General features: G+C 65.1%; 20 protein-coding genes. 7 read left to right on the forward strand and 13 right to left on the reverse strand.

Going from position 1 to position 24,167, the window contains the following annotated elements; all coding sequences use genetic code 11:
• Window positions 1–47 precede the first annotated feature (47 nt).
• Window positions 48–737, forward strand: coding sequence for a winged helix-turn-helix transcriptional regulator (locus KXR83_RS23000; protein ID WP_437426840.1), 690 nt, complete (start codon window positions 48–50; stop codon window positions 735–737).
• On the opposite strand, the gene KXR83_RS23005 is transcribed toward KXR83_RS23000, so the two are convergent.
• The 5 genes from KXR83_RS23005 to KXR83_RS23025 form a co-directional block, all read right to left on the reverse strand.
• Complete coding sequence (locus KXR83_RS23005) at window positions 738–1,628, reverse strand: SDR family oxidoreductase (protein WP_437426841.1); 891 nt, start codon at window positions 1,626–1,628, stop codon at window positions 738–740.
• 42 nt (window positions 1,629–1,670) lie between these two features.
• A complete protein-coding gene (locus KXR83_RS23010; protein ID WP_437426842.1) occupies window positions 1,671–2,702 on the reverse strand; it encodes a phosphotransferase family protein in 1,032 nt (343 codons plus the stop codon).
• Window positions 2,699–3,922: an acyl-CoA dehydrogenase family protein gene (locus KXR83_RS23015; protein ID WP_437426843.1), complete on the reverse strand. Its 1,224-nt coding sequence runs from the start codon at window positions 3,920–3,922 to the stop codon at window positions 2,699–2,701. The genes KXR83_RS23010 and KXR83_RS23015 overlap by 4 nt, the downstream gene beginning before the upstream one ends.
• Window positions 3,923–3,998: 76 nt before the next feature.
• On the reverse strand, window positions 3,999–4,817 hold the full coding sequence (locus KXR83_RS23020) for an SDR family oxidoreductase (protein WP_437426844.1): 819 nt from the start codon (window positions 4,815–4,817) through the stop codon (window positions 3,999–4,001).
• Window positions 4,818–4,836: 19 nt separating this feature from the next.
• Entirely contained in the window at window positions 4,837–5,301 is a 465-nt protein-coding gene (locus KXR83_RS23025; protein ID WP_437426845.1) for a cupin domain-containing protein, read from the reverse strand.
• A 207-nt stretch (window positions 5,302–5,508) separates the two neighbouring features.
• Here KXR83_RS23025 and KXR83_RS23030 point away from each other — a divergent pair, with 207 nt between their 5' ends.
• Window positions 5,509–6,531: a hypothetical protein gene (locus tag KXR83_RS23030; RefSeq protein WP_437426926.1), complete on the forward strand. Its 1,023-nt coding sequence runs from the start codon at window positions 5,509–5,511 to the stop codon at window positions 6,529–6,531.
• 38 nt (window positions 6,532–6,569) lie between these two features.
• Here KXR83_RS23030 and KXR83_RS23035 read toward each other — a convergent pair whose 3' ends face one another.
• A complete protein-coding gene (locus KXR83_RS23035) occupies window positions 6,570–8,231 on the reverse strand; it encodes an FAD-binding dehydrogenase (RefSeq protein ID WP_437426846.1) in 1,662 nt (553 codons plus the stop codon).
• A 147-nt stretch (window positions 8,232–8,378) separates the two neighbouring features.
• On the opposite strand from KXR83_RS23035, the gene KXR83_RS23040 reads away from it, so the two are divergent.
• Window positions 8,379–8,762 (forward strand): hypothetical protein, encoded by a 384-nt coding sequence (locus tag KXR83_RS23040; protein WP_437426847.1) that lies wholly within the window; start codon window positions 8,379–8,381, stop codon window positions 8,760–8,762.
• 14 nt (window positions 8,763–8,776) lie between these two features.
• Here the strand turns inward: KXR83_RS23040 and KXR83_RS23045 are convergent, their stop codons facing one another.
• The gene (locus tag KXR83_RS23045) at window positions 8,777–9,625 is read right to left on the reverse strand and encodes a helix-turn-helix domain-containing protein (RefSeq protein ID WP_437426848.1); all 849 of its coding nucleotides are present in this window, start codon (window positions 9,623–9,625) and stop codon (window positions 8,777–8,779) included.
• Window positions 9,626–9,660: 35 nt separating this feature from the next.
• On the opposite strand from KXR83_RS23045, the gene KXR83_RS23050 reads away from it, so the two are divergent.
• The 3 genes from KXR83_RS23050 to KXR83_RS23060 all read left to right on the forward strand — a co-directional run bounded on the left by KXR83_RS23050 (window position 9,661) and on the right by KXR83_RS23060 (window position 12,341).
• The gene (locus tag KXR83_RS23050; protein ID WP_437426849.1) at window positions 9,661–10,167 is read left to right on the forward strand and encodes a VOC family protein; all 507 of its coding nucleotides are present in this window, start codon (window positions 9,661–9,663) and stop codon (window positions 10,165–10,167) included.
• Between the two features lie 71 nt (window positions 10,168–10,238).
• Window positions 10,239–10,985 carry a class I SAM-dependent methyltransferase gene (locus KXR83_RS23055; RefSeq protein WP_437426850.1) on the forward strand — a complete coding sequence of 249 codons (747 nt, stop codon included), beginning with the start codon at window positions 10,239–10,241 and terminating at the stop codon, window positions 10,983–10,985.
• A 9-nt stretch (window positions 10,986–10,994) separates the two neighbouring features.
• Entirely contained in the window at window positions 10,995–12,341 is a 1,347-nt protein-coding gene (locus tag KXR83_RS23060) for a TIGR01777 family oxidoreductase (RefSeq protein ID WP_437426851.1), read from the forward strand.
• 18 nt (window positions 12,342–12,359) lie between these two features.
• Here the strand turns inward: KXR83_RS23060 and KXR83_RS23065 are convergent, their stop codons facing one another.
• The 3 genes from KXR83_RS23065 to KXR83_RS23075 are packed head-to-tail and all read right to left on the reverse strand — an operon-like array spanning window position 12,360 to window position 14,737.
• Window positions 12,360–13,406, reverse strand: coding sequence for a threonine aldolase family protein (locus KXR83_RS23065; RefSeq protein ID WP_437426852.1), 1,047 nt, complete (start codon window positions 13,404–13,406; stop codon window positions 12,360–12,362).
• A 24-nt stretch (window positions 13,407–13,430) separates the two neighbouring features.
• Window positions 13,431–14,147, reverse strand: coding sequence for a ferredoxin reductase (locus tag KXR83_RS23070; RefSeq protein ID WP_437426853.1), 717 nt, complete (start codon window positions 14,145–14,147; stop codon window positions 13,431–13,433).
• Complete coding sequence (locus tag KXR83_RS23075; RefSeq protein ID WP_437426854.1) at window positions 14,144–14,737, reverse strand: sulfite oxidase-like oxidoreductase; 594 nt, start codon at window positions 14,735–14,737, stop codon at window positions 14,144–14,146. Before KXR83_RS23075 ends, KXR83_RS23070 begins: the two co-directional genes overlap by 4 nt.
• A 51-nt stretch (window positions 14,738–14,788) precedes the next feature.
• Here KXR83_RS23075 and KXR83_RS23080 point away from each other — a divergent pair, with 51 nt between their 5' ends.
• Window positions 14,789–15,676: a PIG-L family deacetylase gene (locus KXR83_RS23080; RefSeq protein WP_437426855.1), complete on the forward strand. Its 888-nt coding sequence runs from the start codon at window positions 14,789–14,791 to the stop codon at window positions 15,674–15,676.
• A 1-nt stretch (window position 15,677) separates the two neighbouring features.
• On the opposite strand, the gene recD is transcribed toward KXR83_RS23080, so the two are convergent.
• The 3 genes from recD to recC are packed head-to-tail and all read right to left on the reverse strand — an operon-like array spanning window position 15,678 to window position 24,131.
• Entirely contained in the window at window positions 15,678–17,528 is a 1,851-nt protein-coding gene (recD, locus tag KXR83_RS23085; RefSeq protein WP_437426856.1) for an exodeoxyribonuclease V subunit alpha, read from the reverse strand.
• A complete protein-coding gene (locus tag KXR83_RS23090; protein WP_437426857.1) occupies window positions 17,525–20,824 on the reverse strand; it encodes a UvrD-helicase domain-containing protein in 3,300 nt (1,099 codons plus the stop codon). The genes recD and KXR83_RS23090 overlap by 4 nt, the downstream gene beginning before the upstream one ends.
• Window position 20,825: 1 nt before the next feature.
• Window positions 20,826–24,131, reverse strand: a complete 3,306-nt coding sequence (recC, locus tag KXR83_RS23095) for an exodeoxyribonuclease V subunit gamma (protein ID WP_437426858.1) — start codon at window positions 24,129–24,131, stop codon at window positions 20,826–20,828.
• Window positions 24,132–24,167 lie beyond the last annotated feature (36 nt).

Here is a 24,167-nt window from a genome sequence, read left to right on the forward strand (position 1 = left end):
GTCCGGCACGAGGTGTGTACTGGCTGGAGTGATCCAGAGGAGGGTTGATGTCCGGATACGGCCAGTTCTGCCCTGTCGCCAAGGCGATGGAAGTACTCGACGAACGATGGACCCTACTCGTTGTTCGTGAATTACTCGCCGGCAGTACACATTTCAATGAATTACGGCGCGGTGTACCGCGGATGTCGCCTGCGCTGCTCTCCAAGCGGTTGCGTACTCTCGAGCACGCGGGCGTCGTCGAACGCCATGTTGCCGGCGGGCGGACGAGCTACGCGATGACTGCAAGCGGCAGGGAACTGTCGTCGGTGGTGGAGGCCCTCAACGCCTGGGGCATCCGCTGGATCGGCGAGCTCGGAGACGAAGACCTCGACCCCCACCTGCTGATGTGGGACATGCGCCGGACAGTACCCACAGACGTGTGGCCGACGAGCCGCACGGTGATAGCCTTCCGGCTCGGCGGCGTGGCTGCCGGCGCCGACCGCTGGTGGCTGGTCGTGACGCAAGGCCAGGTGGACGTCTGCGACTACGACCCCGGCTTCGAAACCACCGCCACGGTTGTGGCCGAGCTCCGTGACCTCACCGCCGTCTGGCGGGGTGACCGCTCCTGGGAGGCGGCCTGTTCCATCGGCGCGGTCCAGATCGTCGGTCCCGCCGACGTCCGCCGGCGTGTGCCCGGCTGGATCGGGCAGGGGCAGATGGCTGCGATTCCGAGACCCGTCACGGCAGACCGGACATGATCACCGCGTGCCGGAGATGAGTCCTTTGGTGGCGTCCCACAGCCGGGCCGCAAGCTCGGCGTCCTGCGCCTCCTTGCTGGGCTCGACCTGCTTTCCGCCTTTGACGTAGCGGCCGGTGATGGCACCGGCCTCGGGTGCGGATGCCGCCCACACCGCTGACCGTGCACCTTTGTCGACCGTCGCCATGAACGGCGTGAGCAACACGCCGATCACCTGATATCCGAACGGCAGATCACGCCCGAGAGTTGTGCCCTTGACGAATCCCGGATCGGCACAATTCGCCACCAATCGAGCTGGGTCGTTGCGGCGCCCGAGTTCGGCCGTGAACAGCGTCAGCGCCAACTTCGAGTTGTTGTACACACGTTGACCACTGAACTTGCGACCCTTTTCCTGCAGATCCTCGATGTCGATATGGCCGCCGCGGTGTCCCGACGAACTGATGTTCACTATCCGCGACGGTTCGCCGTCAGCGGCTGAGTCCGCCATGACGGGCGCCAGCGACGTACTGAGTACAAAGGGCGCGAGGTAGTTGACCGCAAAGGTGAGTTCGAACCCGTCCTTGGACTCACGTGGCTCACCGATGTCGATGCCGGCGTTGTTGATCAGCACATCGATGCGTTCGAATCGCTGTTGCAGATCGGCCGCCAGCGCACGCACATCCGCCAGATCGGACAAGTCTGCCAGCGCTGTACTGACACTGCCGGTCGGCGATTGACCCGGTGATCCTGAGCCGAGCTCGCCAGCCACCTCTGCGGCCTTCACCTCGTCTCGGGCCACCAGGACGACGTCGGCGCCCCGCGCGTACAACTGCCGTGCTGTTTCCTTGCCCAGCCCCGATGTGGCCCCCGTGACGACGACGGTCTTTCCCGCCAGCTCATGCGTCTGCGTCATGGTTTCCTCCCTGTCGGCCGGTGGCCGGGTTCGTCTCTGCCATCACAGGATTCCGGATTCGCGCCCCACCTGCACAGTGCGGACAACAAGATCGTCGATGACCTGGTTCGTGGGTCCGCCGTCTCGCGAAGCATTGCGCGGATCGTTGATCAATCGTCGGCGAACGCCCTCGGCGATGATGGTCAACCGCCACAGGGCAAGGGTGTGCCAGTAGCCGGCATCGGTCACGTCCCGACCCGTCGCCTCCGCATAGCCGGCGATCAACTCGGCCCGCCGCGGAAACCCGGGAAGTGTCGGCGCGGTGAAAGGCCCGGCTACCCCGTCTTCGGCTTCCGGCCAGAACGCCAGCAGGTTGCCGAGGTCGGCGAGCGGTTCACCGAGCGTGCACAGCTCCCAGTCCACGATGCCGATCACCTCACCGTTGTCGGCTCCGGTGATCACGTTGCTCATGTAGTAGTCGCCGTGCACCAGTGTCACCTCGGACTGATCAGGAGCGTGCGCGGCAAGCGCCTGGGCGACCTCGGTGATCTCCGCGATGTCCTGGGTCTTGGAGTGTTCCCACTGCGCCGTCCAGCGTTTGAGTTGTCGCGCCGCATACGGCTTCTTGCTCGCCAGGTCATCGAGACCGACCTTGTCGAGGTCAACCGAATGAACGGTGCCCAGTGCCCGCGGCAGACTCAGTCCGATTGCTCGCCGCCGTTCGGGCGACAGTTCCGAGGCCACCGACACATCGTCGACAACAACCCCGTCGACATAACTCATCAACACAAGCGGGGCGTCTGTGACAGCCGGATCACTGGTGGTGGCGATCATCTTCGGCACCGGCACCGCGGTGTCCTGCAGTGCAGACATGATCCGGTGTTCGCGCAACACGTCATGTGCCGATGCCAGCAACGCGCCCAGCGGCGGGCGACGCAGCACCCAGTTCCGGCCATCCGCGTCCCCGACTCGGTACGTCAGATTGGATTGACCATTGCCGATACGGGAAAAGGACAGCGGGGCAACAGCTCCGACGTCGAGACCGACGATCCACGCGGTGACGAGATCGGTGTCGATCCCGACGGCCGTACTCATGCCTTTGCCTCCGTCTTACGGTAAGGCCCGAGTTCCTGGCGTGCGATGGTCCGTTTGTGCACCTCGTCCGGGCCGTCGGCCAGACGAAGAGCACGTAGGTGCGCGTACATGCTGGCGAGTGGGAAGTCGTCGGACACCCCTCCCCCTCCATGGACCTGTATCGCCCGGTCGACGATCTTGAGCGCCATGTTGGGCGCGGCGACCTTGATGGCAGCGATCTCGGTGCGCGCTTGCTTGTTCCCCACCGTGTCCATCAACCACGCCGCTTTGAGGGTGAGCAATCGATTCATCTCGATGTCGATGCGCGCCTCGGCGATCCAATCCTGGATGTTCGCCTGGGCGGCGAGCGGCTTACCGAATGCGATGCGCGAGGAAGCGCGCTCACACATCAGCTCCAGGGCGCGTTCGGCCATCCCGATAGCTCGCATGCAGTGGTGAATCCGTCCCGGACCGAGGCGGGCCTGCCCGATCATGAAACCTGCCCCGGCCCCGGCCAGGACATCGCTGTCGGGCACACGTACGTCTTCGAAGAGAACCTCGGCGTGTCCCTCCCTGTCCTGGTAACCGAACACCGGCAGGTTGCGGATCACGCTGACACCTGGAGCGTCGATCGGGACCACCATCATCGATTGCTGCGCGTGAGCGGCCGCGTCGGGATCGGTCTTCCCCATCACGATCAGGACTTTGCAGTTGGGATGTAATGCGTTCGACGTCCACCACTTTCGGCCGTTGAGGATCCACTCGTCCCCCGACCGGATCATGCTCATCTGGATGTTTGTCGCGTCGGAGCTGGCGACCGCCGGTTCGGTCATCGCAAACGCGGACCGGATCGTGCCCTCGAGGAGAGGCGTCAGCCAGCGCTCTTTGTGCTCGTCACTGCCGAACAGCGACAGCACTTCCATGTTCCCGGTGTCCGGAGCCGAACAGTTGGTTGCCTCCGGTGCCAGTGCAGCACTTCGACCCATGATCTCGGCGAGTGGCGCGTACTCCGAGTTGGTCAGACCTGCGCCGTAACGGGGATCGGGATGGAAGAGATTCCACAGCCCGCGCTCTTTCGCCTCGGTCTTGAGTTCTTCGATGATGGGCGGGTCGAAATGCGGATTCCCGGATTCGGCCATTTGCCTGGCGTAGATCTGCTCCGCCGGATACACATGCCCCGCCATGAAATCGAGCAGGCGATCTCGGTATTCGAGGCATCGGTCCGAGTAAGCGAAATCCATGTGATGAGTCCTGTATCGAGTGAGATGTCTCGGGCATACTTGATCGCCCGAGTCGAACGCCGGCTGGTTCGGATCGTCAGGAATCCGCGAGCAGATGACGCTGATAACGACGCATCCCGGAAATCCAACGGTCGTAATCCGACCCCTTGTTACGGTAGAAGTCCAGCACTTCCGGATGCGGGAGAATCAGGAATTTTTCCTGTTCGACCGCGGCGAGAACCTGGACCGCGACGTCTGCCGGTTGTAGTACCGCACCCGCGCCGGTCACCGCGCTGGCCGCAACGGAAGCGCCCGGCTGGTCGGTCTCGAACCCGGAGCGGAGCAACTCGGTCTCCACTCCCATGGGGCACAGGCAACTCACTTTCACACCCTGGTCGCCGTAGGTGACCGAGAGCCACTCGGCAAAGCCCACTGCAGCGTGCTTGGAGACCGAATACGTGGCCGAACCGATCTGCGTCAGCAGACCTGCCGCAGACGCCGTCGACACGAAATATCCGCCGCCACGCTCGATCCATCGCGGAACGAGCAACCGCGCGGCACGGACGTGGGCCATGACGTTCACCTCGAGGGCGATGTTCCACAGGTCGTCGGGAGTGTCCAGGCCCAGTCCGGCGGTGGTCCCGGCGTTCGCGAAGAAGATGTCCACCGGCCCGAACTCGCTCTCGGCGCGGTCGACAATCCGCTGGAGCACACCTTCATCCGCGACATCACCGCCCTCCGCTACAGCACGACCATCAACCGAAGCGTTGATCTCGTCGGCAACGGCCTCTGCCTTGCCCGCGTTGAGGTCTGCAATCACAACCCGGCTGCCGGCCTCTGCCAGAGCACGACTGAGGGCCGCGCCGATCCCGGCTCCACCGCCGGTGACAACGGCAACTTTCTGGGCTACGTCCATCTCTGCGATCGTAGGCGAGTCACCCGGCGGCGACGTCACACGCGGGGGCGGGCGCGTCCTCGAAGAGCGGGGCACCCAAGGGCTCCAGATACGCGACGTACAGGACCACGGGAACAGTGCCGAGGTTGCGTCCGACGTGGGTGTTGGCGACCCCGCTCGGTTCGTTGATGAAATCGCCCGTGCGGAAGATCTGGGGAACACAATCGGGACCCGGATGGGTCAGGGTGCCCGCACCGACGAATCCGACAACCGGTCCATCGTGGTAGTGCCACCCGGTGGTCCCGCCCGGAGCGATGGTGATCTCACGCGCCACCACGTGGACACCGGCCGGGATGAACGGGATCAATTCGGCGGGAATCTCGAAATCGGCGAGAGTCTTCGCCGAAATGTCTTTGCTGGGCGTCGCCGTAGCACTCGCCGTGCCGACGAACAATGCGGCCGTCACCAGCAGAACTGCGGTCACAGACCGGATGAGTTGTTTCATTTGCTGAGAGTAACGGCGATCGAGCCGCCTCACGCGGTGTTCGATACGAACCCCATCGTTCGAGAATCGGCCGCCGTACAATTCTTGCGCACAGCCGGATTGCCCGGTTTCACCACGAGGAGCGACGTGACACGTTCATCCAACCGACCGTCCCGCCTCGGCTTCTTCACTCGGAACGCCGTGGGTTTCAGTTCGGCAGAGGCGTTCATGATCATCGCGATCACCACCATTCTCGTCACCCGGGGTTACTTGTGGATCACCGACTATCCGCAAGTCGGCGGCGGAAACCTACACATCGCCCACGCGCTCTACGGCGGAGCATTCATGATGCTGTCGCTGCTGATCAGTTGGTGGCTGCTGGGGTTCGGCGCCCGATTGTTCTGTGTTGTCCTCGGCGGTATCGGCTTCGGTCTGTTCCTCGACGAGGTGGGCAAGTTCGTCACCAAGGACAACGACTACTTCTACGGGCCTTCCGCCGAGATCATGTATGTACTGGTCGTTTTCGTTCTGATCGTCGGCCGGGTCCTTCGAGAGGTTCGACCTCTGAGCGCTCACGAGAAGGTGTCGTCGGCAGCTTCCATCGCGGCCGACGGGGTTGCCCGAGGTCTGGCCCCGCACCGGCGGGAGCTCGCGCTGCGCCTGGTCGAGGAAGCCGAGGAGATGGGCTACGACAAGGTTGCGGCGGAACACGTTCGTAGCCTTCTGCTGACATCAGGCATCGCATCTGCGCGGTTGTACGCGCTGTCGCAGTGGGCTCCCCGCTTGATCCCATCGTGGTTCCGAAGTCCGCGATGGCTGCCGATCGTCGGTTGGCTGATGACCGTGACCGCGGCGCTGGCGTTCGGCTTCGGGCTTCTCGGCATCGCGACGAACGGGATCTACCTGGACGACGACAACGTGAAGTTCGAGTTGGCGGGCATGAGCATGGCCACCGCCATTCTTCTCCTGAGTTCAACTGTCACACTTGCTTTTTCACTCCCGGCGATGGTGATGCTGCGTAGAACCGACAAGATGTGGCCGCTGCATTTCCTGCGGTACGGCGCACTCACCTTCACGATGCTCAATGCGTTGGTCGATTTTGCGACCGAAGGGTTCGCCGCTCTGGTGAACCTGTCTGTCGGGCTGTTCACCCTGGCCATCATCTCTTACCGGATCGATGTCCGTGCCAGGGTGGCCCGGCCTCGGGCACACGAGGAAGCGTTGGCGGCAAGCACTCCCGTCCGCGACTGAGCCGCTCGGTACTCCGCCTCAGCCGAGGTCGCGGGGCCTCAGCCGAGGTCGCGGGCGAGTGCACGTCCGGCCGCCCGGCCGGAGAATATGCAGCCACCGAGGAAAGTGCCCTCCAGTGCGTTGTATCCGTGTACCCCGCCGCCACCGAAACCCGCGACCTCGCCGGCTGCATACAGACCTTCGAACGGCTCACCGGATGGCCGGATCACCTTCGCATCGAGATCGGTCTCCAGCCCACCCAGCGTCTTTCGGGTCACCAGGTGCAGGCGGACGGCAATCATCGGGCCGTATTTCGGGTCTTGCAACTTGTGAGGCCGTGCCACCCGGATGATCTTGTCACTGAGGTAGTTTCGGGCATTGCGGATCGCCATGATCTGCATGTCCTTGGTGTATTTGTTGTCCAGTTCGCGGTCGCGGGCCACCACTTCGGCTTCGATGCTCGCGAAGTCGAGCTGCGGACCTGTGGTGATCTCGTTCATCCCGGCCACCAGATCGCGGAGGTTGTCGCGGACGACAAAGTCGATGCCGTGCTCCTTGAAGGCCTCGACCGGACCCGTTGCGCCTTTGCGGACGCGCTGAAGGAGAAGCTTGATGTCTTTTCCGGTGAAGTCCGGGTTCTGCTCCGAACCCGAGAGGGCAAACTCCTTTTCGATGATCGCCTGGGTCAGGATGAACCAGGTGAAGTCGTGGCCGCCGCGAGTGATCGTTCCCAGTGTGCCCAACGAGTCGAAACCGGGGAAGTTCGGAACCGGAAGCCGTTTGCCCGTGGCGTCGAGCCACAGTGACGACGGGCCCGGGATGATCCGGATGGCGTGGTTGGGCCAGATCGGGTCCCAATTCTTGATCCCCTCGGGGTAGTGCCACATGCGGTCACTGTTGACGATGTTGCCGCCGGTGATCTGGGCGATCTCGAGCATTCGACCGTCCACGTGCGCGGGTACGCCGGTGATCATGTGTGCTGGGGCAGGCCCGAGGCGGTCCACCGGCCAGTTCTTCTTCACGAGGTCGAAGTTGCCGCCGATGCCTCCTGAAGTGACGACCACAGCTTCGGCACGGAGTTCGAACTCGGCGGCGATTTCACGACTCGACGACACACCTCGCCGCTGGGTCGAGGGCACCAGGACAGATCCCCGTACGCCGACTGCCGCGCCGTTCTCCACGATGAGCTCGTCCACCTGATGCCGGTACTTGATGGTGACCAGACCCTTGGCGGCACCGTCGAGAACCGGCTCGCGGAACACCCGGACCACCTCCGGGCCCGTCCCCCAGGTGATGTGGAATCGCGGGACAGAGTTGCCGTGGCCGGCAGCGAGACCGGAGCCACGCTCGGCCCAACCGACGGTCGCCATCACCCGCAGGCCCAGATCGTGCAGATACGAACGCTTTTCGCCGGCGGCGAAGTTCACGTAGGCCTCGGCCCATTGCCGCGGCCAGTGGTCCTCACGGTCACGGTCGAATCCGGCGGAACCGAACCAGTCCTGCCGGGCCAGTTCGACCGAATCCTTGATACCGAGTCTGCGCTGCTCGGGGGAATCGACGAAGAACAGACCACCCAGAGACCAGAAAGCCTGCCCACCCAGGTTCTGTTCGTTCTCCTGTTCCAGCACGGCCACACGCTTGCCGGCCTTCACCAGTTCATGGGTTGCGACCAGCCCGGCCAGCCCGCCCCCGACCACAATGACGTCAAACCTGTCGGCCATCACGGCGCCTCCTCGCGTCCAATACCCGGCATGACGTTCACCCGGCGCATCCGAACAGAGCATAAAGAACTACGCGGGCGGCAGTCCGAGCTACGGCGGCTTTGCGAATTGCCCGCACCGTCGAGGCGCGGAGAAGATACTTGGGGCGTGGTGACAACGGACAGTGGAGAAGACGGCCACGAACGGCAGCGTTTCCGGAAGCTGGCTCAAGCGGCGATGAACGCAGACGTCACTGTCGGGCAACTGGACACGATCATCGGCGACCTCGGCGGGGCCCTCACCGACTTCGACAGGGCGATGGGCGAATTCGACAGGACCCTCGGCAGTTTCGGCGCAGCCATGGACGACTTCTCGGCGACACTCGCGCGGGTGGACAGCACGGTCACGAAAATGGTTGCAGTGGTCGAACGGATCGAACGTGTTGTCGGACGGGTGGAGAACATCGTCGACATCACCGAGAGGTTGATCGCACCGGTGGCATCCGCCGAGGCGATTGTGCGTGACCTGCTGGGAATCGGACGGCGGCGCTGACGGTCACCGCGACCTCATTCCCGCCGGGCGGCCGACCGCACGTAGTCGCTGGGTGTCCAACCGACAACAGCCTTGAACTCGCGGGCCAGGTGCGCCTGGTCGGAGTATCCGAGTGACGCTGCCACATCCGCTACCGACATGTGGCCTTCACGCAGGGCGAGCGCAGCGTCTTGCAACCGGCGACGTTGGATCAACCACTTGGGGCTCAGTCCCGTTCGATGTACGCACAACCGTTGAAGGGCGCGCGTGGACATGTTCACCGCATCTGCGAGTTCCGCGACGCGGCGCGGCCCGCCATCGTCTTCGACCACATCGACGACCCGGTTGATCAACTCGCCTTCGTCATCGATCTCCCACCCCGTGGCCCACTCGAGGTATACGGACAGGACCTCCTCGTCGGCGCTCCGATCCGATCCCGTACGCGAGCGCATCGCCGTCCGCACTGCTCCTGCGACATCGCCCCGGCCGGGGATGGGCAGAGGCTCGCCGATCGGCAACACCGGTCCGGCAACCGTCGCACCCGCCATCGATCTGCCTGTCATCAGAGTGATCGCAGCGGGTCGCAGCAGAACTGCCGCGGCCCAGCTCTTTCCTTCGAGCTTCTGCTCACTGGTCCCCTGACTGACGCAGTACAGCGCCGCCTTGTCCGGCTCGACGACCACGTTCCCGCCGGGGTGTTCGAGGACCGGTTGAACGATCGGTGCGGACAGGTCCCAGGATGCGATCCAGACATGTCGTAGAAGGCTCCCGGCCCGATGTCCGGGCGGGACGGGGAGGCGTGAGATGTGTACGCCACCGGCGCCTGGGCGCAGGTCGCCACGCGGCCCGGCGGGCCCATGGTGGGAACTGTCGCGTTTCTTCAAGCGCTCACACCCTGCGTCGGTGGACCATCGCCTTCATGAGTATCCACGCTGCCAACGGGCAATTCACCGATCACGGAATCCCCCACGGCTATACCTCCCTCACGCCATTCATCGTCGTCACGCCTGCTGCCGAGGCAATCGATTTCTACAGCAACGTCTTCGGGGCACGCGTTGAACAGCGCACCGACTTCCCCGGTCCCGACGGTCAACCGATTGTCGCGCATGCCGACCTCGACTTCGGGACGGGGCGGCTACAACTCGGCGACCCCAACCCTCAGTATGGACTGGTGCCGAGACCAGACGGGGACTCCGACTGTTACTCGATGGCCATCTACGTCACCGACGTGGATGCCGTCGTGCGGCGGGCCGTCGATGCGGGTGCGATCGTCCGCGAGGAGGTACAGACATTCGTTTCCGGTGATCGCTTCGGTTCGGTGCGCGACCCTTTCGGGGTCCGATGGTCGGTGATGACCCGGATCGAAGACCTCTCCCCTGCCGAGAGCGCCTCGAGAATCGAGGAGTGGGCCAAGCAGCAGGGCTGACGATGCTTCGACCCTCTGGCCGGCGATCAATTGCCTTGCCCGGTCTCGTGCCCGCCTGAGAGCATCACCGAATGCTCGATGACGTCTTCTTCGCCGCTCACCAGGGACTGCCGCGCGAGGCACCGGGGTCGGTCGCGACGACTCAATTGCTGTTCAGGTTGGCCGACGTGAAGACACCCGTTCCTCACGTCCTCGATGTCGGCGCCGGAACAGGCCCTGCCACAATCGTTTTGGCGCAGCTGGGGGCTCGCGTGACGGCCGTGGACACCCATCGGCCCTTTTTGGACGCCCTGTTGTCCAACGCGATCACCGCAGGTGTGGCGGATTCGATCTCCATCGACGAGGTCGCGATGGAGACACTCGATTATCCCGACCACCATTTCGACCTCATCTGGGCGGAGGGTTCGGCCTACATCATGGGCGTCGACAACGCCCTCAGGCGGTGGCGACGGCTGCTTGCACCCGGTGGTGCCGTCGTACTCACCGACGCCAACTGGCTGACCACCGCTCCAAGTCGCGAAGCGGCCGATTTTTGGCGATCCGCGGCTCCCGAAATGCGGACCGTCGCCCAGAGCATCGATGCGGCCCAGGCGCTGGGCTGGGTGGTGACAGCGACGTACCTGCTACCCGACAGCGATTGGGACGAGCTGTACGGCCCGCTGGCGGCCAGCATCAACCGCCTGCGCCATGAACAGCGCGCCGACGACGAATCCCTCGACATCGTCGAGACGGAAATACACATCCGTCGCCGGTTCGGTGCAGAGTACGGCTACGTCGGGTACGTGCTGCGTCCCGCGCAGACGATCACCAATGCGTAGCGTGGGCCCATGGGCATCACGCATTCGAGTACCGTCCCCACCCCTGTAGACGAGGTGTTCGCCTGGCACGGACGGCCTGGCGCCTTCACGCGGCTGGCCCCACCGTGGGGACCACCGTCGTTGATCAAAGAAGCCGAGTCGCTCAGTGACGGAACTGCGGTGTTGGGGTTCCCAGGTGGATTGAAATGGGTCGCGCAGCATCAGCCATCGAGGTACCACCCACCCAATCAGTTCGTGGACAAGTTGGACTCGTGGCCACTGAAGTCCGTGCTGACGTGGACGCACCACCACGGATTCTCTGCCGTCGACGCGAACTCCACAATGGTCACCGACACTGTCGACACACCCGTCCCGACTGCGTTGCTACGGCCGATGTTTCGCTACCGCCATCGCCAGCTCGCCGACGACCTGGCAGCCCACGCATGGGCGAGCGAGTTGGGGCGCGGACCGATGACCATTGCGATGACCGGCTCCTCCGGCCTGGTGGGTACCGCCCTCAAGGCCTTCTTGACCACCGGCGGGCACCGGGTGATCTCACTCGTGCGCCGCGATCCCTCCCACGGAGACGAGCGACGCTGGGATCCGGACAATCCGGCACCAGACCTGGTGGACGGCGTCGACGCAGTGGTCCATCTGGCCGGCGAATCCATCGCGGGCCGATTCAGTGACAGCCACAAACGAGCGGTCCGCGACAGCCGCATCGACCCGACGGCGAAGTTGTCGTCGGTGATCGCGGCCAGCACACCGCAGCCCGCGCTCATCTGCGCCTCGGCCGTGGGCTTCTACGGTTACGACCGCGGCGACGAGCAGCTCGACGAAAAGGCCTCGCGTGGAGAGGGATTCCTTGCCGACGTTGTCGCCGACTGGGAGGCGGCGACCGAAGCAGCAGGCGACTCCGGCGTCCGGGTCGTCAACGTCCGCACCGGCATCGTGCAGGCTGCGGCCGGTGGCACACTACGGCTGTTACGCCCACTGTTCACCGTGGGGTTCGGCGGGCGAATCGGGGACGGCAGGCAGTGGCTGCCGTGGATCGCAATCGACGATCTGGTGGACATCTACCATCGCGCCATCGTCGACGAGACATTGCAGGGACCGATCAATGCGGTGGCACCGAATGCCGTGCGTAACAGCGACTACACCGCAGCCTTGGCCAGGGCGGTGCACCGGCCGGCGATCCTGCCCGTGCCCAGTCTGGGTCCACAACTGATCCTCGGCGCGCAAGGCGCTCGCGAACTCGCGTTGGCCAACCAGCATGTGGTGCCGTCCCGGCTCACCGCGATCGGGCACCGCTTCCGGTGGCCAGAAGTATCCGACGCACTGCGCCATCAACTCGGCGGTGCCACCGGCCGGACGTAGGTCGGGCAGCGCACATGATCAGCGTGCGAGCTCTCTTCTGATGGTCTCGATGAAGCGGTCCACGTCGTCGTCGGTGGTGTCGAACGAACACATCCATCGCACCGTTCCCCCCAACTCATCCCAGTCGTAGAAACGCCACGACTCACGAACCCGTTCGGCGGCAGCACGATCGAGGACGGCGAACACGGCGTTCGACTCGGTGGACTGCGCGAAACCAAGCCCCGGTACACCTTCGAGACCGGCGCGTAGACGCGCTGCCATCGCGTTGGCGTGCGCGGCAGCGCGAATACCGTTGCCGTCCTCGAACAGTGCCAGCAGCTGTGCCGAGATGAAGCGCATCTTGCTGGCCAGCTGCATGCTCAGTTTACGTAGATAGATCAAGCCGTCGACCCGGTCTGGGTCGATCACCACGATCGCCTCGGCGCCGAGCGCACCGACCTTGGTGGCGCCGAGGCTGACGATGTCCACACCGACGTCGGTGGTGAACTGCCCCATCGGCATCTGCAGGGCCGCAGCCGCATTCCACAACCTGGCTCCGTCGACATGCAACGCCATGTTGTTCCGGTGAGCGAAGTCGGCGTTGGCCGCGATCTCTGCCGGGGTGTAGAGCGTCCCGAGCTCGGTGACCTGGGTCAGGCTGACCACAGCAGGCTGTGCCCGATGCTCGAATCCCCAGCCATAGGCCTCCGTCGCGATCAATTCCGGCGTCAGCTTGCCGTCGGGGGTGGGCACCGTCAGCAGCTTGATACCACTGACGCGTTCGGGCGCGCCGCCTTCGTCGGTGTGGACGTGCGCAGACTCCGTGACGATTGCAGCGCCCCAACGCGGCATGAGCGATGTCAGTGCCACCACATTGGCGCCGGTACCGTTGAAGACGGGGAAAACCTCTGCGCGAGCACCGAATTCGTTGCGGATGACCTCCCGTAGCGCATCGGTGTAGTCGTCTTCGCCATAAGAGACCTGATGGCCGCCGTTCGCCTCGGCGATGGCAGTCAACACCTCTGGCAACACTCCGGCGTAGTTGTCGGACGCGAAGGCACGCCACTGGGGGTCATGTCGTCTCAAGGATTCTGCTTTCCATGTGGGGTCTCACCCTCCGAAACGCTCGGTACGGATGTTCGCGGCGGGATAACCCAGATCGAGTAGCCACTGCGCATACTGTTCGACGAAAGCCGTTGGCCCGCAGACTCGCACCTGCGGGTCGAGGTCCACGGGGATCAGTGCGGCCGCGAACTCGTCGATGTCCGGCCGACCGGCCGGTCGCGTCGACGATTCAGGCGCCTGCCGCGTGTACACGTAGTCCACGCGCAGTCGTTCAGAAGCGGCCAGGCTTTCCAGTTCCTGCGCGTAGTAGCGACTTGCGGGGGTGCGAAGCGAATAGAAGAGCCGGAAAGGCGCCTGGGAGGACGTGAGTTCGTGTTCCCGGATCATCGACATGAGTGGCACCACGCCTGATCCACCTGCGATCAGCTGCACCGGGTTCTGTTCGTTCGGCCGCCAGACGAACCAGCGACCGATCGGCCCGCGGACCTCCACCTGGTCACCCACCTGCAGGTCGTACACCAGGTAAGGCGAGACCTCTCCGTCCTCGAGCTCCTCGACGGTGGTCTCGAGCAGGTCGTCACCGGTGGCCGCGGCAATCGAATAGGACCTCACCGCCTGATATCCATCCTCGGCGGTCAACCGGATGTCGATGTGTTGACCCGATAGCACCCGGCCCCGATCTGGCAGCCGCAAGCGCAGGGTACGGGCGGTTTGAGTCTCCATCTCGGCCGCGACCACCGTCGCGGGCCGCCAGCCGTTCACCAATACCGCTCTTCTTTCCACGGGTCACCGTGGTTGTGGTATCCGTTGGTCTCCCAGAAGCCCGGCACGTCGTCGTCCATGATCGTCAGACCGTTGACCCACTTGGCTGACTTCCAGAAGTACAGGTGCGGGATCAACAGTCGTGCCGGCCCACCGTGTTCGGCCGCAAGTGGCTCACCGTCGAAGGTGTGCGCAACCCACGCCTTGCCGTCGAGGACATCTTCCAGCGGCACGTTGGTGGTGTACCCGCCGTAACAGTGGGCCAGGATGAAACCGTCGGGATCGACGTCGTCGCCGAGGAGCACATCCAGCGAGACCCCCCGCCACGTCGTGTCGAGCTTGGACCACGCCGTCACGCAATGGATGTCGACGGTGACGTCTTCCTGGGGCAGCGCCATGAACTCGTCCCACGTCCAGCTCTGCAGCTCACCGTCTCGCCCTTTGACGTCGAAGCCCCACTGCTCATGTCGGATCGCCGGGGTGGGTCCGGCGGTCAGCACGGGGAAGTCGCGGGTCAGGTATTGCCCTGGCGGTAGCCGATCGTCTTTTTGCCGGCGGCGGGCCCCGAAGCCCTTGTTGATGATGGCCATGGGTGCAATTGTGCGCTGTGCTCACCGATCGTGCATCGACAGGCCCACGGTATGAAAGCCGACGAGGGTTCGCCGGACCTGTCTCGGTCGGGTTGGCAGTTGCGCCGAATCTCGACCACCATCTCGGGCCGCACCAGAGATGGCGCGGACTACGCTGAACCCGTGTCGCATCCGAGCCTGCTCTGCATCCACGCGCATCCAGATGACGAAGCGCTCTGGACAGGGGGTGTCCTCCTCCGATGCGCAGAACTCGGCGGTCGCACCTCTGTTGTCACATGTACGTGGCCCCCGGGATCCGAACGGGCCAACGAACTGCAGCGGTCCCTTGAGATCCTGAATGCCGGTGCCCCGAGGCTGTTGGGGTACGCAGATCTCGGTGTCACCGACACCACAGAGGACTACCGCTCGTTCTGCGACGCCCCTTTTGATGAACTGGTCGAGTCGGTGGTCGCCCACATCCGCGCATTCCGGCCGGACACCGTGCTGACGTACGACCCGATGGGTGTGTATGGGCACCCCGACCACATCCAGACACACCGCGTTGCGGTTGCTGCGATCGGAGCAGCCGGATACCCGCAGCTGTACCCCGAGGCGGGCCCACCGTGGCGGACGAAACTTCTCTACCAGGCCACCATGCCGTTCTCGGCTGCCCAGCTTCTCTGGCCTGCGGTGAGAAAACAGGCGAACCGCCCGGTGGGGCCCCTGCCCGGGGTGCCCGACGAGGAGATAGACCTCTTCGTCGACGTGACTGCGTGGCTGCGGACCAAGTGGGACGCCTTGTCCGCACACAAGACCGAGATCGCCAGAGGTGGCGCGATGACAATGCTCGCCGCTCTGCCAGAGGAGGTTCGCTGGGACGTCCTGCGGACCGAGTGGTTTCAGCGAATGGCGCTCCAGCCCGACGTGGAAGCGTTCGACGCCCTACGTTTTTTGTCCTAGCTCACTCGAGCTTGGTCCGTAAGCCGCTTGCGCGCAGCACTTTCCGATTCACACCGGCCCTGATGGCCTCTTCGGTGCCGACGAGCCGCACGCGAGCACTGGCCCGGGTGATGGCCGTATAGAGCAGTTCGCGTGTCAGCAGCGACGACCGCTCCGGAGGGATCACCACGGACACGGACTCGTACTGCGACCCTTGGCTGCGGTGAATTGTCATGGCATACACCGACGTTGCCGATACCAGCTGAGACGGATGCAGCATCTTGATCGACTGGCCGCGCGCGAACGCCACCATCGGCCTGCCGTCGATGTTCACCACCACCCCGGTGTCCCCGTTGTAGATGCCTGTGTCGTAGTCGTTTGCGGTCACCAGCAGTGGTTGTCCGGCGAACCACCGGCCCGTGTCGAAGGCCTCCTCCGGTGCGTCGATCCACTCGGTCGCCAATCGCGACCAGTATTCGACGCCCGACGTACCTTCCCGATGAGCACAGAGCAGTCGGTGCGAGCTCAGACCGGCCAGGGCCGCCCCAGCATCCCCGGCCTCTGCGGCCACCCGCACTGCGGTGGCGGAGTCGACGACGTCGCGCCGCACCGATTCGAGAGCGTCGAACCCGACGAGTTCGAACTCGTCATGTCCGGCACCGAGGAGATCGATCACCTCATCGGCATCGCCCCGGCGCACAGCCGCCGCCAATTGTTCGATTCTCTCCCCGAACCGGCGCACCCGCGTGAGACGGATCACCCCTCCGCCCAACTGTTCTCGCTCCTCGACCGACAGCGCGTCGACGTTGTCGGCGTCGGGTTCGAGGTCATCGGCGACCAGACTGCTCAGCACCGGATTGGTCTGCTCGGTGACGGGCCTCGCGACCAGATCGGCGAGCACAGCCCCGGCATCCACCGAGGCAAGCTGATCGGGATCCCCCACCAGCACAAGCCTGGATTGGGGACGCAACGCATCGAGCAGTCGCGACATCATCGTCAGCGACACCATCGACGTCTCATCGACGACCACCAACTCGTGAGGCAGTCGATTCGTGCTGTCGTGTGCGAATCTGCTGCGGTTACCCGGCCGCCATCCGAGTAACCGGTGAAGGGTGGTTGCCGTCAGATGCTCCGGGAGCCCGAGTTCGGGTGCCTGAGCGCGCACCGATGCTTCGAGTTGGGCCGCTGCCCGGCCCGTCGGCGCAGCCAGAGCAACGCGGAGACCCGGCCCGTACTCGTCGAACATGAGGGCCAGTACCCGCGCAACGGTGTGCGTTTTACCGGTGCCCGGCCCCCCTGCGATGACCGTTGTCCACCCGGCTGTCGCCAGGGCAGCAGCAATCCGCTGTCGGTCGGGACCGGCGTCGGGGAAATGCCGGTGAAGCCCTTCCGACAATCGCCCGGCGTCGAGATCCGGATGTGTGCGGGCCCGGTTGTCGAGGAGCTCACGGATCCGCTGTTCCTGCTGGAAGTAGCGACGGAGGTAGAGCAGTGGGCCCTCGGGAGTGTGTGCGAGATGGAGCGGCCTCAACGGTCCCGATGCCGGACCTGTCAGCAGAGGACTCGACTCGAGCGCTTTGACGACGTCGGCCGGGTCCGGCCACGGCAACGTGTCCGGATCGATCCCCGACTCCTCGTCGTCGATGGCGATCTCGGAGAGCCGGTTGACCTCCACACAGACCGACCCCAACCTGACAGCGCGCACTGCCAGCGCGGTGGCGATCAACACCGTCGGCTCGATGTCGGTCTTGGACAGCGCAGCAAGTCGTTGAGCCACATGGACATCGGCGGCGCTGAGCACGCCGGCCTGATTGAAGGGCACCAGTGGCGCAGCGGCGTTCAGCACGATCCGCGCGTCGACATCGGCGGTCACGCGGCCACCGTCCTTCCGGCGATCAGGTCGGACACGGCAGCGATGAGGGCCGCGGAGGGCTGCCAATCGAACACGCCGCAGCCCGATGGCGTCTGCGGCCCGATCATTGCGCGGACGAAATGGTACTGAACGCCGCCGAGATGCACCGACGGGTCGTAACCCGGCAATCGCCAGCGAAGGTAGCGGTGCAACGCAACCGAATACAGCAACGCCTGCAGAGGATAGTGCGAGTGCATCATTTCCCGGGCCATCAACTCCGGTGTGTAGTCCAGGCAGGTGAGGTCGCCGCGCGCGGTGCGGTTCGTCTTGTAGTCCACCACCACGAATCGGTCGCCCGGAACCCGTAGAACCGCGTCGATGCTGCCGGCGAGGAATCCGCGCAGCGGCGGTGCGGGCACCCGGCGCAGCAGGGCGGGATAGTCGGCGAGCAGATCATCGGGCGACAGATGCTCCGCCATCAGGTCGCTGATGTCTCGCAGGGTCGGATCGGTCTGCGATCCGAGCGGGAACTCAAAGCTCAGCTCCGACAAGCGATCCTTCGAAGGAATGCGCGCGAGAGTGAGTTCGCGATCAGAACCCAGAGGTGTGTGCATCACCGCGGTCAGCGCTTCGGCGAGCACATCGATGTCGACCTCCGCCATCCGCGCCAGCGCGGCCTCGACACAGCGGCGACGCACTTCGCCCGCCAGATCGGCGACATCGGTGTCGACGGTCTCGAGTACCTCGTGGACAAGCGTTCCGAAGGCCGCCCCGAAAGGCAACGAGTTCATCAGCGACACGTCTTTGAGTTCGGCAGGACCTTCCGTGGTCGCCTCGGCAAGAGGTTCCACCGTCTGCTCGTCTGTTTTGTCTGTGGCCTCGGGCTCGCTCGCCACGCCCGGCTGATGTGTGCCCGCGACCAGCGCCGAATAGGAGGTGCGCCGCCACGTGCGGTCTATGACGCGGGTGAAGGACGCTGACCCCAGGTCGCCCGCGGACGGTTTCGGTTGCTGCCAACGGGGACTGCCCATGGGGGCAAACGTTGCCGGCTGCACGGTGACCACGTCGCCTGCCGCCTCACCCCATTCGGTGAAGAAGCCGGCCACCCGTGCATCGTCGGGTACCACCGGACGTGGTTCGGGGTTGGTTTTGTCGCGGCTGAACAGCAGCCTGTGAAGCGGCGACGAGCGGGTGGCTGTCGCGGGCGCCCACCACAGCACCACGGCGGAGGCAGCGCGTGTGAGCGCGACGTACAACAATCGCAACTCTTCCCCGTCTTCCTCGGCAGCGGCGGTGTCCCGGCGGGCCCGGTACCCGGGTGCGTCCTTGCCTCCGACGTCAAGGATTCGCTCTCCTGCGTCGTTGTGCAGCAACAGAGTTGCCGGGTTCGGATGGCGCGCCGCGTCCCAGCCGTAGGGCACGTAGACGATCGGAAATTCGAGTCCCTTGCTGCGATGCACGGTCAGGAGTTGGACCGCCGCGGCGTCGCTGTCGAGACGGCGGCTCTGCTCGCCCTGATTGCCGGCGACCGGATCCTTGATCAACTCGGCGAGTCGGCGCACGAGTGCGGTGAGACCCAGCCCCTGCTCCACCACGGCGCGGTTGCACAACTGGGCGACGTGGGTGAGGTCGGTGAGTCGGCGTTCACCGCCGGTGATACCCAGCAGACGGCCCGCGATGTCGCGGCGGCCGGACAGATGCTCGTACACCGCCGCGAACCCGGCGTCCTGATAGACCGCCACCAGCTCGCGGATCATCGCGCTGATGTCCGCTGTCAGCTCGTCTCCGCCTGCATCGAGTTCAGTGGCAGTCCACCCCAGAAGCGGGGTCAGCGCCGCCAACCGGATTCGGGCCGTACGACTCGGCTGCTCCATCGCCTGCAACAACCACAGCCAGTCGAGCGCTCCCTGGGTGCTGTAGACACTGGTACCTCCCGCCAGCACCGACGGTATCCCCGCGGCGTCCAGGGCGCCTTGAATCATGCTGAGATGTTTGTGATTTCGGACCAGGACTGCGACGTCGCCAGGCTCGACCGGCCTCGCCTTCCCACCGATGACGTAGTTGGTGGCGGAATTGAGCAGGTCGGTGAGGTCCGCGGCGACGTCGTCGGCCACCGCCCGGCGCAGCCGGTCCAGTACCGGGAACCCCGATTTGTTCAGCGGCCCGTGTCCCTTGCGGTTCAGATGGCGCAACCGCAGCGGGACCAGACCGGGAAGCCGAGATCCGTTGTTGTTCGCGGTCACCTGGTGCACAACGATGTCCGGGCTGCCCAGAGCCGCTCCGGCGTAGATCCGGTCCAGCGCCTCGATCAGACCGGCGTCACTTCGCCAGTTCGTTGGAAGAGCCTGATGGTTGTCTGCGGCGCGTACGGCATCGAGGTAGCTGAACACCTCTGCGCCTCGGAATGCGTAGATCGATTGCTTCGGGTCGCCGACGAGCACCAACGTCGTGTGACCGTGGAACGCGAGGCGAAAGATCTCCCACTGGACCGGATCGGTGTCCTGGAACTCGTCGACGAGCACCACCCGAAATCGGCTACGGATCCGTCGGCAGGCCGCCGGCCCGTGTGCGGGGTCGGCCAATGTGTCGCGCAGCAACATCTGCAGGTCGTCGTAGTCACGCACATTGGTGAGGCGTTTACGCCTTTCCACCTCTTTGCGTACCTGCGTGGCGAACTCCACCCGCAGGTGCTCGTCCGCCCCGGGTTCAGCATCAGGCCCCAGCCGCGCCTGTCGCCCGAACACCGCCGCCCGCGAGAAGGCATGGGCGTCACGAAGACTGAACGGCACCGCGTCGACACCGCTGAAGCGCCGCAGGTACAGGTCGTCGGTGACTTCGGTGATCAGATCGCCAACGTCCTCCACCAGAGTGATGTCGTTCTCGAAGTCGCCGGCAAGCCCCAGCCCGTCCAGCATGCGGCTGCAGAATGTGTGCGTGGTCGCGATGGTCGCCGCATCGAAGTCCGACAACGCAGCGGTCAACCGTTCGCGACGAACACCCACCTCCTCGCCGCTGCCGCGGGCGAGCATTGCCACGAGAGGGTCATCAGATTGCGCCGCACATTGCGGATCGGCAAGTGCCCGTGCGAGATCGGCCAGTCGTAACCGGGTACGTTCTCGCAGTTCAGCGGTTGCGAACCGGCTGAAGGTGACCAGGAGTAGTTCGGACAACGGCACCCCGGATGCCACGTACCGAGCGGCCAGACCGACGATCGCGTACGTCTTGCCGGTGCCGGCACTGGCCTCCAATACCGTTGTGCCGCCGGGCAGTGGTCCGGTGATGTCGAAGGTGACGGGAGAAAGACTGCTCTGGGTCATCTCAGCGCACCGTCTCGGCGTCGAGCAGCGGAGCCCACAGGCCGGTCGCCAGGGCACCGAACCTGGACGGTTCGGTGAGAACCGCCGCATCCTGTTCCGGTGGCTCGGACAGGATCGCCGCGAACTCGTTGCCGTACAGATACTTCACATACAGGTCTTGGCCCTCTCCCCCGAAGTCACTCTTGAAGCTCACCTCGGCAGCCTCGATGGCAAGTTCGACGCCGTCGCCCCGGTTGCGACGGGTCGCATACTCACAGGCCGCAGTGGTCGGCAGCGGCAGTGGCGCACGCAGGCCGGCATCGCGCATCGCCACCAGGTCACGGAGCGTCGCCGCGGGATCGGGAGGACTCTTGATGTCCGATCGCGCAAGGCGGCCCCCGTACTTTCCCCGACCCAGCACCACAGCCGACCGATCACCCGACTCACTCGCCGCCAGCGCCAGCAACGCCACCCAGGCCGCCACCCGGTGTTTCGGAGCCACACGCGAGAAAATCGTGCGCACGACAACACCTCCGTGTACGGCGGGCACCGTACCGGTCAGACGTCGACCACCGCCGAGCTCCACCGTGACATCCCTTGATTCCGAAGGACTTTCGTGCAGCGGAACGGCCGCTGACACCAGGGACTCGACGTCGCCGGCAATACGTTGGAACACCTGACCACCGAGTCGGAACGGTGGAAGTGACCCCCGACGCAGTTCGGCGGCGCGTAGCGCGGGCCCCTCGACACCTGCCAGTCGGGACTGCAGCATCCGGTCGCCGATGGCCCACCGGTCGAGTCCGTCGAGGTCCGCGCTGAACACATCGCTCAGCTCTTCGTCGTCGCCGGGCAGATACATACCCAGCCGCTGGCGGCAGAACGCCCGCATCGGATGTTCCACGAACGCGATGAGGTCGGCCAACTCGACGTCGCCGAGCTTCTCCGGCAATGGTTCCGGCAGGAACGCAGGCTCGCTGATCTGGATCGATTGGGCAGAGCGCGCACCGGCCAGCGCAGAATCATCGAAGCTGAACGGGGCACCGGCATCGAAGTTGACGGGATCGAACGCGTGCAGCGGGTGCGCACGCACCACCGTCGACCCCTCGGTCAGCATCGCGTCGGCCGAGTCGATCAACTCCCCCACCGGAACGGCGGGCGGGCGACGAAGTCCGGTGACTGGATCGTTTCCGGTGAACAGTATGACCAGGCGGTCGATGGCCGACATGGTGGCGTCGAGGAGCAGCTGACGGTCCTCGCTACGGATGTCTCGTTCTCCCACAGCGGGATTGCGGGCCATGATGTCGTCGCCGTTGACACTCCCGACCCGCGGGAAGCTCTCGTCGTCGAGCCCGAGCAGGATCACCACTCGGTGTGGCACGGCCCGCATGGGCACCATGGTGCAGACGGTCAGCTCTCCGGTACGGAAGTTTGCCCTGGTAGGTCGGCCGGCCAGACGGTGCGCGAGCATCGCGCGGACGTCGGCCAACCGGACGATGGCCTGGCCGCCGTGTTCGGTCGCGGCAGCCAACTCGCGGTGCGCCTGACTGCGTTGCCAGGTGTCGGCCGACTTCACCGCCGTGAGCAGATCCATTGCCCTTGAGAGGTTTTGGGACCACTCGACTGCCGGTCGCGGGCCTCGGAGGGTTGCAAGTGAGTCGTCGAGTCGACTGATGAACTCCGCGAAGCGGCCGGCGAGGCCGACGTCTGCGCTGTCGACGTCGTCGAGCGGCAGTGCGGTGTCGAGCCAGCCGAGTTCACTTTCGTCGGCCGCCACCCCGAGCAGGATTCGGTCCAGCCCTGCGCCGAAGGTGTTCTGCCCGAATCCGCCGAGCCCGAACGGCTTGCGCTGGTTGTCGTTGATACCCCAGCGCGCGCCTGATTCGGCGGTCCACTGCCGCAGTCGTTCCAGGTCGTCGTCGCTGAAATCGAACCTGGTGCGCACCGGTTCGCTCTCCGCCAGCCCCAGCACTTCACTGGCCTTGACGCGCCCCCCTGCGAGCTCGAGCAGATCCGACATGACCCCGAGCAGTGGATTGGTCTGCCGCAGAGCCCGATCCGCGAGTCGCACACGCAATTGATGACCGGGGTGCACATTGATCGATTGCCCGAATGACGCACGGATCAACGGGGCGTAGGTCTCCACGTCGGGGCACATGACGATGACGTCACGCGGGTCCAGGTCCGAATCTTCCTGGAACATGTGCAAGACCAGTTCGCGGAGCACCTCCACCTGCCGGGCCGGCCCGTGACACGAATGAACCTCGACGCTACCGTCGGCCGCCCCGACGGCGGGCAGGACCGAATCGGTGCGCATCGCGTGCTGCAGCCGCCGCAGGTGCGTGTCGACAGGGTCGTCAGCGCGGTGGTGGAGATCTTCGTCCGCGACGTCGGTCAGCCGGACCTGGAGTTCACGCACTTCTCGCGAGAGCGACGCCACCAGGGGGTGCTCGATGAACCGGGCGTCGATGTCGCTGCGGCGCGCCTGCCCGCCGAATCGTGGCATCTTCTCCCACAGAGCCGGACTCGCATGCGGCAGAAAGACGTTCACGTCGCGGTGGACGCCGAGTGCCGACAGGATCGCCAGCTGCTGGGTGGTGAGGCGGGTGGCCCCGAAGAGGGCGATACGCTCAGGCAGGTCGACCGCCGAGGCCTGTCGCCGCAGTGCCGTGCAGACGTCGTCGAGACGTTCCGGCGGGCTGGGTGCGTCGATGCGCTCACGCAACATCCGCCAGAGATGCGGCTGCCACAGCACATCTTCGTCGAGCTGATCGTCCACTCCGTCAGTGTCCGAACCGGCGACCCAGTCGAGGATCATCTGGGGACGATGTGTGGCGTAGCTGCGGAACAGTTGAGTGAGGTGCTCCGCTGTCCCGAACCGGCGTCCGACACGGAAACCGGGAGCTGGTGACGTGGTTCCGACGGCACTCCGATACCCGAGATGCCGGGCGAGGATTGCGCACGCGGGGTCGTCGACTGCGTCGTCGATGACCCCGAGCAGCGTCCACTGCATGCGCGCGGGCGCCCATGGATCGTCGTCGGGCCTGCCTGCAGCGGCGGTACCGCTGACCTGGGCGACAACATCGTCGACCAGCGCCGCCGGCGAGGGAAACGCGATGTTCGCCGCAATTCCGTCGCCACGGTGGTCGCCACCCGGATCCCGGCTCGTTCCGAGGGTCAACGACAACTGCTGGGTCAGCCAGCGCTCGACACCCTGCGCAGGGACCGCGACCACCTCACCGGCGAACGGATCGCCGGGCGGCTCCGACAGGATGCCGGCCAACGCCGCGACCAGAGTGCTGGTGCGTTCGGCACGATGAAGTCTCAGCACTGCACGCCCCCTCGTCCGCGGTTGTCAGGCCGGTAT

It is taken from the genome of Williamsia muralis, assembly GCF_051487485.1.
Classification (GTDB): Bacteria; Actinomycetota; Actinomycetes; order Mycobacteriales; family Mycobacteriaceae; genus Williamsia; species Williamsia muralis_B.

Coding starts and splice junctions, on each gene's coding strand:
- KXR83_RS23005 (WP_437426841.1), bottom strand. CDS start 1,628: ATGACGCAGACGCATGAGCTGGCGGGAAAGACCGTCGTCGTCACGGGG.
- KXR83_RS23075 (WP_437426854.1), bottom strand. CDS start 14,737: ATGGCCATCATCAACAAGGGCTTCGGGGCCCGCCGCCGGCAAAAAGAC.
- KXR83_RS23030 (WP_437426926.1), top strand. CDS start 5,509: ATGATCATCGCGATCACCACCATTCTCGTCACCCGGGGTTACTTGTGG.
- KXR83_RS23080 (WP_437426855.1), top strand. CDS start 14,789: ATGAAAGCCGACGAGGGTTCGCCGGACCTGTCTCGGTCGGGTTGGCAG.
- KXR83_RS23055 (WP_437426850.1), top strand. CDS start 10,239: ATGCTCGATGACGTCTTCTTCGCCGCTCACCAGGGACTGCCGCGCGAG.
- KXR83_RS23010 (WP_437426842.1), bottom strand. CDS start 2,702: ATGAGTACGGCCGTCGGGATCGACACCGATCTCGTCACCGCGTGGATC.
- KXR83_RS23060 (WP_437426851.1), top strand. CDS start 10,995: ATGGGCATCACGCATTCGAGTACCGTCCCCACCCCTGTAGACGAGGTG.
- KXR83_RS23025 (WP_437426845.1), bottom strand. CDS start 5,301: ATGAAACAACTCATCCGGTCTGTGACCGCAGTTCTGCTGGTGACGGCC.
- KXR83_RS23090 (WP_437426857.1), bottom strand. CDS start 20,824: ATGACCCAGAGCAGTCTTTCTCCCGTCACCTTCGACATCACCGGACCA.
- KXR83_RS23050 (WP_437426849.1), top strand. CDS start 9,661: ATGAGTATCCACGCTGCCAACGGGCAATTCACCGATCACGGAATCCCC.
- KXR83_RS23020 (WP_437426844.1), bottom strand. CDS start 4,817: ATGGACGTAGCCCAGAAAGTTGCCGTTGTCACCGGCGGTGGAGCCGGG.
- KXR83_RS23035 (WP_437426846.1), bottom strand. CDS start 8,231: ATGGCCGACAGGTTTGACGTCATTGTGGTCGGGGGCGGGCTGGCCGGG.
- KXR83_RS23015 (WP_437426843.1), bottom strand. CDS start 3,922: ATGGATTTCGCTTACTCGGACCGATGCCTCGAATACCGAGATCGCCTG.
- KXR83_RS23000 (WP_437426840.1), top strand. CDS start 48: ATGTCCGGATACGGCCAGTTCTGCCCTGTCGCCAAGGCGATGGAAGTA.